The following is a 12622-nucleotide window of genomic DNA, read 5'->3' as shown; positions in this document are numbered from 1 at the left end:
GTAATCCGCTGCGCGAGGAGGGAGAAGGGATGAAAAAATCCGTTGATTCTTGAGTCCCAAAGTCCCTTAGTTTGTTTTGACTGATGATAGAGGGTAGAAAGCTCAACGTTACAAGGTGACTCGATCGCGCAATTTCTCAAGCAGTTTGGGGCCGACTCCGGAGACGCGATCGAGGTCGTCTAGTGAAGAAAAGGCTTTTTGTTGGCGAGCGGCGATGATGCGGGTTGCAAGTCCGGGCCCAACTCCAGGTAAGGCTTCAAGTTCTGCTTGTGTGGCGGTGTTGAGGTTGACCTGTTGACCAGAAGAAGCCGAGGGTTTGGGAGTCGGAATGGATTCCTTGCGGGTAGCTTGAAGCGACCCCTTGCGGCTAACTCGAAGAGATCGTCCCTTGTCTTGTCCCTTGTCTTGTCCCTTGTCTTGTCCCTTGTCTTGAACAGAGGCAGTTGGTGGAGGAAGCGCAGCAGCAAGTTGAGGACACTTTTGGCGCTGTTCTTTGATCTTGCGACGAACGGCAGGCGGAACACCCAACACGGCATCCCCGTAGAGTCGCTCAAATTCTCGCTGAAAATGGGCAGCAACCAAAGGACTGGAAATGACTAGCAGCGTTTCATCATTGCCCTGATTAGCGGCAGTTGTCCAGTTGTGGGAGCCTGTGATCACGGTTTCTCCATCGACGATGCCAAATTTGTGATGGAGCAGATCGCCCGGAGGAAGCCGAGGAATGCCAACCGTGGAGATCGGATCTGACCAGGGACGATTATTGGGTTCAGATTTGCAGTCGTCACTAAGAGCAACGCCCAACATATCCAGACCTTCGCTATAGGAACGGTAGATAAAACCAGGATCGATCAGGGCGCGAATTTGCCGTCCTTGCTGATGTTGAGGTTCGAGTAAATTGACCAACGGCTGATCAGAAAATACAAAAAGCGCCAGGTCGATCGACTGTTTTGCCTGACTCAAGGCTTTGCCGATCAATCCGTTGGTCGTTTGCGTCCAGGGAATGGAGGCGGAGGAAGGGGAAAACTGCACCTCGATCGTCACCTCGCCCACATTTACCTGTTGAGAAGGACGATGAGGTTTTTTCGTCCCAAAACGGCTGTCTTGTTTGCCTCCGGCCCCATCGCCCCACATCAGGTTAAATTCTTGGGTAAACAGCGCGGCTAATTCTGGACTGTCAATTTTGAGCAAATTGTTAGCATTGCCTCGACTGCTAGGGGACTTGAGATCGCCATGAACGTCTGACAATGTGAAGTTAGCCGACGTGACAATCAGCGATCGCCCATCCACAATCACAAATTTATGGTGCATCAAGTGGCTACCACGGGAGCCGTCAGCGGTGTCGTCAATGCGAGGAATTTTGGCGTTATCCAGCATCACCAGGGCATCGCGTTGATTGATTTCGGTGGGGCTGAGTTGTCCGTCGCCGTCTTGATCGATCAGTTTGCGAGATTCATTGAGGCGATCACGCTCCCGTTCGACCAGTTTCTCGATTTCGTCAGGCGTAAAGCTGCTAAACGGACGCGAATAAGTGTTTTCTAAAATGACGCGCACTTTGACCCCTGCTTTTTGGCGATCGCTCAACGCCTGAGCAATTTTGGGCAATCGAAATTCTTGTACGGCCACATCAACGCTGGTCTGGGCAGACGCGATCGCATCCACTATGATCTGTTCGAGGTCGTCGCCCGATCGAGTCTGCTGGCGATAAGATTCCGTATACTCTGCCGCTGGGTTGTGGTTGGTATAAACCTGAACGGCGGTTTCTTGAGGAAGCGAAGCGGGGCGAGAAGGCTGGGGTTGGGCTTGCTGACAGGCGGCTAAACATAGCGCTAGCGCAGTTCCAGTCAGCGTAAATTTGAGAAAAGGAAGAGGTTGCACCGCAGATTAAGAGAAAGCTTTGCCTCGGTAGAATTCCCAAATGCGCTACTCTATCTCCGTCTCTTTCTTCCCAAGTTGAGACTTTTGTCAGGTTTCACCCGCTTTGAGCCGTCTAAGCTGAAAATAGAAAGGGCAGTCCGCAATTTTCTCGCTGACCGAATCGTATGCAAATTTATCTCGACTACAGTGCTACCACCCCGACGCGACCAGAAGCGATCGCCCTGATGCAGCAAGTTCTCACCGAGCAGTGGGGCAACCCTTCGAGCCTACACGCCTGGGGACAGCGAGCCGCCACTCTACTAGAACGGGCCAGAGTCCAGGTGGCGCGGTTGGTCAATGCTCCGTCGGAGGCGATCGTCTTTACGTCGGGGGGCACTGAGTCGGATAACTTGGCGGTTATGGGGGTCGCCCAGCAGTACACCAGTCCGCAGCATGTGATCATTTCCAGCGTTGAGCATTCTGCGATCGTTGAGCCAGTCCGGTTACTCGAACAGTGGGGCTGGCAGGTAACAAGGCTTGCGGTCAATGCAGCGGGACAGGTGCGTTTGCAGGATCTTCAAGCGGCACTGCAACCGAATACGGTGTTGGTGTCAGTTATTTACGGTCAGAGCGAAGTGGGAACCATTCAGCCGATCGCTGCTCTAGGTGAGATCGTGCGCGCTCATGGTGCTTTGTTTCATACCGATGCCGTTCAAGTGGCGGGTCGGCTGCCGTTGGATGTGCAAAAGCTGCCCGTCGATTTGCTGTCACTGTCTAGCCACAAGCTTTATGGGCCGCAGGGAGCCGGGGCGCTGTACATTCGTCCGGGGGTTGAATTGGTGCCGCTGTTGGGTGGAGGCGGTCAGGAATCAAAAGTACGATCGGGCACTCAGGCGCTTCCTGTAATTGCGGGGTTTGGTCTCGCAGCAGAATTGATGGCTGAAGAAATGGCGATCGAGACTCCGCGCTTAATCCAACTTCGAGAACGGCTGTTTGATCGGTTGTCAGAGGTGGCGGGGTTGGTGCCGACGGGCGATCGCTGGAATCGGTTGCCTCACCATGCCAGCTTTTGTCTGGAGTACGCAGATGGAGAAATCCTCAGCGGCAAAACGCTGGTGCGCCAGATGAATTTAGCCGGAATCGGCATCAGTGCGGGGTCTGCCTGTCATAGCGGCAAGCTGGTTCCCAGTCCGATTTTGACAGCAATGGGATACGGCGATCGTTTAGCAAAATCAGGAATTCGCTTAACGTTTGGACGCGACACCACAGAAGAAGATATCGACTGGACAGCAATGGTTCTCAAGCAGATTCTCTGTCGTCTGTCTCCAGAGCCTGTTTTAACCAAAGTTTGAGCCATTAAATCTGAAAGTTATTCTCAGGCTCGAAAATTAGACCACTCCTCATTCTGGCTGGCGGTTCAAACCGCGCCTACAAGAACGAAGCCTGCCTTCGCAGACTAGAAAAATGTCTTAACCTGTGAAGCCAGCAGCATCCGTCAGTTTTATTAATCCTTTCGGCATTGCTGATTGGAGAGATGAATCTGTGGGAAGTGTCCATCTTTTCGCCCCCTAAATCCCCCAATTTTGGGGGACTTTGAACCTTGGGGTTCCCGCCGCTTTGGGGCACACCCCCTGATTCAGCAACGCCATCTTTTCTTAACTAATGGCTCCAGCGGGTTCTAGCCCCAGTTCTGCAAGCAGACGATCGCAGTCAAAATATTCTTTGATCATCTGGCAAACGTACTGATATTTGATCGGCTCATGTAACCGAACCTGACCAAAGGCGCGATCGACAATTTCCACCGTCGTCAAGGTATCGAGGTCAACAGACAGAATGGGAATTTCTAGATCTTCAGCCCGACTGATAATCGCTTTGGAGGGAGGAATGTGTCCCGTTAGAATCAGACATTGAGTAGAGGTTTCTAAAGCGGCAAGCTGCAAATCAGTGCGATCGCCCCCCGTGACCACCGCCATATTTTGTCGCGCCCGAAAGTATTTGAGTGCAGAGTTGACATTCATTGCGCCGATCGTCAGGCTTTCGACCATTAGATCAAGGCGATCGGGACGACACAACACCTCGGCTTTGAGTTGTTTGACCAATTCACCCACGCTGACACTGCGAAGAAGCTTACTGCTGGGCAAAATTCCAAACAGTTTGATGTCGTGTTTTTCAAGAAACGGTCGGACTAGCGTCTCGATCGTCTCAACTTGGTCAGACGGCACATCATTGATCACCACGCCGATCAGATGGTTTTGTAGCTGCTCTTTGGCGGCAATCAGCCCATCTAATAGCAAGAGCGAGTGAAACCGCGCCACCAGCAAGACCGACGCTTGAATTGTGTGTGTAATCTGGTGTAGAGACAAATCAAACAGCTTGCCCTCCTCCAGCGTTCCTGACCCTTCGAGAATCACGAGATCGCCGCTCTGCTGTTGGCTTTGTTCAAAAAGCTGTTGACGATAATCTGTCGTGTCTTCTCCCAAAAGCCGCTTTTGCACCGTGTCGTTGTCTAAAGTCAGCAGCGTTGATTGAAGGCGATCGTCTGCAAGCCCTAACGTCTGGGCGACAAACTGCATGTCTCCATCATTGTCATCCATCTGAGATTGACCCCAGCCGCCTGCTAGAGGCTTACCATAGGCAATATCTAACCCTTTGGCTTTGAGTTGATGAGCGATTCCTAAAATGGTCGCCGACTTGCCGCTATAGGCTTCGAGCGATCCAATCAACAGATACTTTGGGGACTTGGGCACGTCCTCACTCCGGTTAAGTGCTTGATTTGGGCGATTGTCTAGGTCAAGAAACTGCAAATTGCGCGTTTCTGCTGTTGAGTGTCTGACCTGGTTACTATTCTAGGGGGATGTAGATACCTCTAGCGGTAAAAAATAGTCACAACGCAGTTTAATTTCAGCGATCGAACGTTTGTGAAGCAGTCATCGTGCGATTGGTCACAATACAGATCGGTAGGATTCTAAGAAGTGCGAGATAATTAACCCAGAAAATCCGATCAAAAATCCGATCAATATCAAGGCAGTTTTTGGATCACGCTTCACTCAAAAATGGTTGCCTTTGACCGCTCACAACGATCGCTAAACTTCTGCAACTGGATTAATCCCGCCATGAGCAAACCCGTTGTCATTTGTGTAGATGACGATTCGACGATTTTGGAAAGTCTCAAGATCGAGTTAAAGCAGCTATTAGGCAAAGATTGTCTCGTCGAGACCGCAGAAGGGGGTGAGGAAGCGCTAGAGCTATTTGATGACCTTCAGCGAGACAAATGTGAAGTGGCTCTGGTTTTGGCGGACTACATTATGCCCGGTCTCAAAGGAGATGAATTGCTCAAGCGGGTTCATGAATGTTCACCTAAGACGTTGAATATCATGATTAGCGGACAAGCGGATCTAGAAGCCGTGAGCAAAACGATTCGAGAAGCCAAGCTCTATCGATATATCAGCAAGCCGTGGCAGCCCGAAGATTTGAATATGGTTGTGTTGGAGGCGATTCAAAGCTATCTCAAAGATCGCAAACTAGAGATGCAGTCTCTTCAGCTACAACACGCGCACACAGAACTGACGCAGCTTTACCAAAAAGTCGAACAACTCAACGTTAATTTAGAACATCAAGTTCAGGAACGCACGCTGCAACTTCAGCAAAAAATGCAGGAGTTAGAAACGCTCAGTCAGGTCAAGGAAGATTTTCTCTATGCAGTTTCTCACGATTTGAGAACGCCGCTGATGGGGATGTTGTTGGTGTTAAAAAAGCTGCAAACTAAGCCTGGAGAAGTCCTTCCACTCCCGCGGCCTGTCTTGAATCGGATGACTGAGAGTAGCGATCGCCAGCTACAAATGCTCGATTCTCTATTAGAAGCCCATTCCAGCGACCTAGTGGGACTGAGCCTGCACCGTCAGTCGATCGACTTAAAAAAACTGGTATCTGCGATCGTTCAAGAACTCGAACCCTGGATCAGTGAACATGGGGCAACGCTGGTTGATCGCTGTCAGGTCAAAATTCCGCTAGTCCAGGCTGACCCAACCCAACTCAGGCGCGTCTACGAAAATCTGATTGTCAACGCGATCAAACACAATCCCCCTGGCATCTGTCTGACGCTGAATATCGAACTAGAGCCTTTGGAAGTGCGCTGTACGATTCAAGATGATGGAATTGGCATGACCAAAGCGGACTGTGACGGGCTGTTTGATCGCTATGTGCAGGGCAATCGGTCTCCAGAAAATCGGTCTCGTCGATCGCTAGGTCTGGGGTTGGGGCTATATCTTTGTCGGCAGATTATCACGGCCCACGGGGGACAAATTGGGGTGAGCAGCCAGATTGATCAGGGAGCGACGTTTTGGTTTACGTTGCCGATCGGGGCAGGGATGGGGGAGAACTTTGTTCCGCTGGGCGTGAGGGATGAGGGATGAGGGATGAGGGATGAGGGATGAGGGATGAGGGATGAGGGATGAGAAGGGTTGAGTTGGGCGTTTTGCTTTAGGTTCTTATTTGCCCTATGAGTTCTAAAATTTCGCTTCAGGTTGCGATCGTGGTGCCGCTGGTGATTCAGATGGTGGGGGCGGTGGGGGCAGTGGGATATTTTTCGTTTCGCAATGGGCAGCGGGCGATCGATGATTTGGCGCATCAGTTGATGGATAACGTCAGCGATCGCATTACTCAACAACTGACTCACCATTTGGAAACGCCACGGGTGATTAATCAGTTAAACACGGACACGATCGCGCTGGGGCAAGCCGATCCGCAAGATGTCAGCAGTCTGACTCGATCGTTTTGGAAGCAACGGTTTTTGTTTGACTCGATGAGTGTCTCGGCCCTGTATTTTGGCAGCACTCAAGGCGATTTTGTGGGATTAGGATTTCAGTCGAACGGCAATTGGGAAGTGGGACGATCGGATCGCTCTACAAATCGTCGATTTCAAAGCTATGCGATCGATGCTGAGGGCAATCCTACAACGCTGCTGGCGACCAAGAAGCCCTACGACCCGCGCCAGCGCCCCTGGTATCAAGCCGCAGTCACTGCAAAACAGCCGATCTGGAGTCCGATTTATCTTGATTTTGCAGAACAACGACCCAAAATTACGCTGGCTCAACCGCTGTATAAATCAGGCAAACTGCGCGGTGTGATTGGCACTGACTTTGTGTTGTCGCATGTGGGCGAGTTTCTCAAGCGACTGGAAGTAGGGCGAACGGGCAAAACCTTTGTCATAGAAAGATCTGGCGCATTGGTGGCGAGTTCGGCTGATCGTCAAACGCTGCTGGATGGGCAAAAAAAACGACTGGCTGCTTCTGAAAGTGACGATCGCTTGATTCGATCGACGGCTCAACATTTGCAACAACAGTTTGGCACCGTGGCGGACATCGATAGCAGTCAACAACTCAGTTTTCGGCTTGATGATCAGCGTCAATTGGTGAAGGTTGCTCCGTTTGCCGATCGCTTTGGCTTAGATTGGCTGATTGTCGTCGTCGTGCCGGAGTCTGATTTTATGGCAACCATCAACGCCAATACTCAGAAAACGCTCTGGCTCTGTTTGATTGCGTTGGGCATTGCGATCGGGTTGGGAATTTTGGCGGCGCGATCGCTGACTCGTCCCATTCTCAGATTGGTTGCGTCGAGCCAAAAAATTGCTCAGGGTGAATTTGACAAACCGATCAAAATTGGCGGCATTCAAGAACTCAACGTGCTGGCCACTTCTTTTAACCACATGAGCGGTGAGATTCAACAATCTCGGTTACGGCTAGAAGACTACGCCCGATCGCTCGAACAGAAAGTCTACGATCGCACACAAGCCTTAGAAAAAGAAGTCCAGGAACGCCAGCAAGCTGAGGAAATCGCTAACCAGTCCAATGCTGAAATGCAGGCGTTGTTTAAGGCGATGGATCAATTGATTTTTGTATACGATCGCCACGGCCGCCATCTCAAAATTCCCTCAACGGGTCGCAAAACGCTGATGTATCGCCCGTCAGGAATTCGGCTAGGCAAAGCGCTGCATGAGATCTTTCCGTCTGAGATTGCCGATCGCTTTTCGGGCTACATTCTGCAAACCCTGGAGACACAAACGACGCTGGATGTCGAGTACAAACTGACCATCAACGGGCAAGAAATTTGGTCAGATGCCAGCATTTCTCCCATTGACGAAAACTCTGTCGTCTGGGTGGCGCGTAATGTCACCGATCGCAAGCTTGCCGAACAAGAACTCAAACAGGCAAAACTGACCGCCGATGCCGCGAGTCGAGCCAAAAGCGAATTTTTGGCCAACATGAGTCACGAACTGCGATCGCCCCTCAACGCCATTTTAGGATTTGCCCAACTGATGCAGCGCAGTACTCGATCGCCCGACGAGCTAGAAAATCTAGACATCATCACCCGCAGCGGCGAACATTTGTTGGCGTTAATCAACAGCGTCCTCGACCTCTCCAAAATCGAAGCCGGACAAACCACCCTCACCCCCACCGACTTTGATCTCGACTACTTTTTAGACGATCTGAGCGCCATGTTTCATCTACGAGCCGTGCAAAAAAATCTGCGGATGGTCGTCGATCGTGCCCCCAACACTCCCCGCTTTCTCCGAGCTGACCAAACCAAACTCCGCCAAATCCTCATCAACCTCCTCAGCAACGCCATCAAATTCACCACCCACGGCACCATCACCCTAAGCGTTAGCTCACCTCTTCACTGCTCACGCCTCACGCCTCACGCCTCACTCTCCTTCGAGGTCAAAGACACCGGGGCGGGCATTCCTCCTATCGAACTCGACACCATCTTTCAGGCCTTTGTCCAGACCGAAATTGGCAAAGCGGCGAGAGAAGGCACCGGATTAGGACTGTCTATTAGCCAAAAATTTGTGCAGCTAATGGGCGGCGAGATCACCGTACAGTCTGAGGTCAACAAGGGCACCTGCTTTGCGTTTCACATTCCTGTCTCTGTGGTGGAAGCGGCCCAGGTCAAATCACAACAGCCGCCGCAGCGAGTCGTCGCCCTTCAAGCTAATCAACCGTTATACCGAATTCTGGTGGTAGATGATGCAGTGATCAACCGTCGGCTATTGGTCAAACTGCTAGTTCCCCTGGGGTTTGAGGTCAGAGAAGCCAGCGATGGACAAGCCGCGATCGCCCTCTCTCACCAATGGGAACCCCACCTGATCTGGATGGATATGCGAATGCCAATTTTAGACGGCTATGAAGCCACCAGACAGATCAAATCAACCACCCAAGGACAAGCGATCGCCATCATTGCACTCACGGCCAGCGTGTTAGAAGAAGAGCGATCGGTGATCCTTTCGGCGGGATGTGATGATTTCGTTCGCAAACCCTTTCGAGAATCTGACATCTTCGCCATCATGCAAAAACATCTCGGTGTGGAATATATCTATGCAGATACCGTTTCTGATCAGGTTTATCACTCCATCCAAGAAGTGTTGACGATCGAGAGTTTTAGTCTACTTCCGTCAGAATGGATTTTGGATCTCAAACAAGCTTTGTTAAACGTTGACTTAGAGTTAGCTGCAAGAGCGATCGACCAGATCAAAACGCAGAATCCTGACTTAGCCTTTGCCATTCAAGCTTGTATTGACCGATTTGATTATGAGCAGGTATTAGGAGTGATTCCATGACTGATTCTCTTCCCAATCTTTTGGTCGTTGATGACACCCCTGATAACCTGCGTCTCTTAGTTGGACTGTTGACTCAGCAAGGGTATAAAGTGCGTCCTGTCACCAGTGGAAAGCTAGCTCTGACGGCGGCTCATGGGTTTCCGCCTGATCTAATTTTGCTCGACATCAATATGCCCGACATGGACGGATACGAAGTGTGTCGGCGATTAAAGCAGAGCGATCGGACTCGTGAGATTCCGGTTATTTTTTTGAGTGCGTTGACGGATGTATTTGATAAAGTCAAAGCCTTCTCGGTGGGTGGAGTTGATTACATCACAAAGCCGTTTCAAGTCGAAGAAGTGATCGCAAGAATTCGCACTCATTTGGCACTGCGATCGCTCCAATCTAACCTACAACAAAAAAATCAAGACTTAGCAGAAACACTAGAAGAATTACGGTCTACACAGGCCCAGTTAATTCAGTCCGAAAAGATGGCCGCTTTGGGTCAATTGGTTGCAGGTGTTGCTCACGAATTAAACACGCCTTTGGGAGCGATTCGATCGTCAGCCGACAATATGACCCATGTTCTCAAACAAGATCTACCAGAACTGCCACAATTTCTACAAACCCTTTGCCCAGAGCGACAGCAAGACTTTTTTGCTCTAATTGCCCAATCATCAGAAGTCAACGCTCCCCTATCGACGCGAGAAAAACGTCAATGTAAGCGATCGCTGATCGAGCAATTACAAACTCACAATATTGACAACGCTGACGTGATTGCTGACACACTGACTGACATGGGACTTTACACCCCGCTACCTAGATTTCTAGAACTGCTACAAGACGCTCACAGCCCAGAAATTTTGAATGTCGCCGATCGACTAACCTGTTTACAAAGAAGCATTCGCACTCTGGTAAGTGCTAGCGATCGAGCCGCCAAAGTAGTGATTGCGCTCAAAAGTTACGCTCATCAGCAGTCACAAAGTTATCTTGTCGAAGCAGACATTCTTGAAGGCATCGAAACCGCTCTGACGCTCTATCACAGCCAAATCAAAACTGGAGTTGAGGTGATTCGTCACTATGCCGATTTGCCGCCAATTCTCTGTTACCCCGATGAACTTAACCAAGTCTGGACGAATTTGATTCAAAACGCGCTGCAAGCGATGAACTATCGAGGAACACTGGTGATATCGGTTGGTGTGTGCGATCGTGAACTCAAAGTAAGCATCTGCGACAACGGGCCGGGGATTCCTTTGGACATACAAAACAGACTATTTGAACCCTTTTTTACCACCAAACCGAGAGGCGAAGGCAACGGACTGGGATTAAGTATTGTCAAAAAGATTATCGAAAAACACGAAGGAACGTTAGAAGTAGACAGCCATCCGGGTCAGACAATTTTTACGGTATCCATACCGATTCGAGGAGAGGCTTCTGTTTAATATGTATCAATTGCCTCGATCAGTTCGTCTATGGGGAATGGCTTGTCACTTGTCAGCGATCGTTTGTGCCCCGTGTAATTGTGTGTTGATTCCTTTCGTCAGTTTGATTGTGCCTTATCTAGTCTGGATGGGCGGTCGTGACCAGCATCCTTTTGTCGATGATCAAGGGAGAGAGTCGCTCAACTTTCAGATTTCAATGGCTATCTATACAATTTCTATTGGCATTCTATTCATTTTTCTATTTTTAATGACCTGTGGAATTATATTGACTTCGCCGAGTTCTAGTAATTCTATATGGACTGTTTTTAACTGGCTATTGGTGCTGCTCATCTCTATAGTCGCGTTGTTCGGATTCTTTCAAATCGCGGTGATTGTTTTAGCTGCGGTCAAAGCCTACAATGGTCAGTCTTATCGATATCCATTCACGCTGCGATTTTTGCAATAGGACGTTGGACATTGGACGTTGGACATTGGACATTGGACAAAGACCGAAGACTTTAAATGCTGCTCCGTCTCTTGTCTAACGTCTCCTGTCTAAAGTCCCCTGATATTAAACCCTAACCTCAAGCTTTTTTCTTATGGTTTTTTCTTCACAGTCTCCAATTGGTGTAGCGATCGTGGGTACGGGCTTCGGTCAAAAAGTTCATATTCCCGGCTTTCAAGAACATCCGCGCACAGAAATTGTCGCTGTCTATCATCGCGATTTGCAGAAAGCTCAAGAGATTGCCAAAACTCACAATATTCCTCACGCCTGCACGACTGTAGAAGAAATCGTCTCCCTGCCAAATGTCCACGCTGTCAGCATTTCAACGCCGCCGTTCTTACACTTTGAGATGGCCAAAACAGTGCTGAATGCTAGAAAACATTTGCTTTTAGAAAAACCCACAGCCCTCTGCGTTTCAGAAGCCAAACAGCTACAAACTCTGGCGCTCCAGCAAGGTGTTGTGACCACGATGAACTTTGAGTTTCGCTTTGTCCCCGCGTGGCAGCGACTAGCCGAATTGCTTTCAGAAAACTACGTCGGGCAAAAACGCTTGATCAAAATTGACTGGCTCGTATCGAGTCGAGCCGATGCCTCCCGTCCGTGGAACTGGTATGCTCGCAAAGAGCAAGGCGGCGGAGCACTGGGCGCGATCGGTTCCCATGCGTTCGATTACATTAACTGGCTGTTTGGCTCCGTCGATCGATTGTCCGCCCGCTTACACGTCACCATTCCCCAACGCCCCGATCCGCAAACTGGCGTGTTAAAACCCGTCGATGCCGATGACGTAGGCACCATCATGCTCGAACTGGCCGATAGCACGCCCTGCCAATTTTGTCTAAGTGCCGCCACCTATCAAGGACGGGGCCACTGGGTCGAAGTCTACGGCGATCGAGGCACTCTAATTCTCGGCAGCGACAACCCAAAAGACTACGTTCACGGCTTCAAACTTTGGGGCAGTCAAACGGGCGAAGCCTTGTCAGAATTAGAAATTCCCAAACGGCTGGCTTTTTCCCAAGTTTACGCAGACGGCAGAATTGCCCCCTTCATTCGAGTCGTCGATCAGTTTGTACGAGGCATCGATCGCCACGAATCCCTCTCCCCCTCTCTACAAGAAGGCATCGCCTCACAGCAACTCATGGATCTGTGCCACGAATCCAACGAAACCGGAACTTGGGTGAATGTACCCGATCGCTAACTTTCACAGAAGACAGAAGCGTTAAGCTGCATTCCCGTCTGAAGTCCAAAGTCCAG

At 50.2% G+C, this 12622-nt stretch carries 8 protein-coding genes; 6 read left to right on the top strand and 2 right to left on the bottom strand.

Annotation, left to right across the window (positions count from 1 at the left end; translation table 11 throughout):
• Window positions 1–108: 108 nt before the first annotated feature.
• Window positions 109–1875 (bottom strand): phospholipase D-like domain-containing protein, encoded by a 1767-nt coding sequence (locus ACKFKF_RS02355; RefSeq protein ID WP_446866208.1) that lies wholly within the window; start codon window positions 1873–1875, stop codon window positions 109–111.
• A 164-nt stretch (window positions 1876–2039) separates the two neighbouring features.
• On the opposite strand from ACKFKF_RS02355, the gene ACKFKF_RS02350 reads away from it, so the two are divergent.
• Window positions 2040–3206 carry a cysteine desulfurase family protein gene (locus ACKFKF_RS02350; protein ID WP_446866207.1) on the top strand — a complete coding sequence of 389 codons (1167 nt, stop codon included), beginning with the start codon at window positions 2040–2042 and terminating at the stop codon, window positions 3204–3206.
• 303 nt (window positions 3207–3509) lie between these two features.
• Here the strand turns inward: ACKFKF_RS02350 and ACKFKF_RS02345 are convergent, their stop codons facing one another.
• Complete coding sequence (locus ACKFKF_RS02345; protein ID WP_446866205.1) at window positions 3510–4601, bottom strand: phosphotransacetylase family protein; 1092 nt, start codon at window positions 4599–4601, stop codon at window positions 3510–3512.
• A gap of 306 nt (window positions 4602–4907) precedes the next feature.
• On the opposite strand from ACKFKF_RS02345, the gene ACKFKF_RS02340 reads away from it, so the two are divergent.
• From ACKFKF_RS02340 to ACKFKF_RS02320, 5 genes are all read left to right on the top strand, one after another.
• Window positions 4908–6266, top strand: a complete 1359-nt coding sequence (locus ACKFKF_RS02340) for an ATP-binding protein (protein WP_446866204.1) — start codon at window positions 4908–4910, stop codon at window positions 6264–6266.
• Between the two features lie 86 nt (window positions 6267–6352).
• Window positions 6353–9466 carry an ATP-binding protein gene (locus tag ACKFKF_RS02335; protein WP_446866203.1) on the top strand — a complete coding sequence of 1038 codons (3114 nt, stop codon included), beginning with the start codon at window positions 6353–6355 and terminating at the stop codon, window positions 9464–9466.
• Window positions 9463–10887, top strand: a complete 1425-nt coding sequence (locus ACKFKF_RS02330) for a response regulator (RefSeq protein ID WP_446866202.1) — start codon at window positions 9463–9465, stop codon at window positions 10885–10887. The genes ACKFKF_RS02335 and ACKFKF_RS02330 overlap by 4 nt, the downstream gene beginning before the upstream one ends.
• Window position 10888: 1 nt before the next feature.
• Window positions 10889–11332 (top strand): DUF4870 domain-containing protein, encoded by a 444-nt coding sequence (locus ACKFKF_RS02325; protein WP_446866201.1) that lies wholly within the window; start codon window positions 10889–10891, stop codon window positions 11330–11332.
• A gap of 133 nt (window positions 11333–11465) precedes the next feature.
• Complete coding sequence (locus ACKFKF_RS02320; RefSeq protein WP_446866200.1) at window positions 11466–12566, top strand: Gfo/Idh/MocA family protein; 1101 nt, start codon at window positions 11466–11468, stop codon at window positions 12564–12566.
• Window positions 12567–12622 lie beyond the last annotated feature (56 nt).

It is taken from the genome of Phormidesmis sp. 146-12 (assembly GCF_052939495.1).
This window is presented reverse-complemented; position numbering and strand designations above follow the sequence as displayed.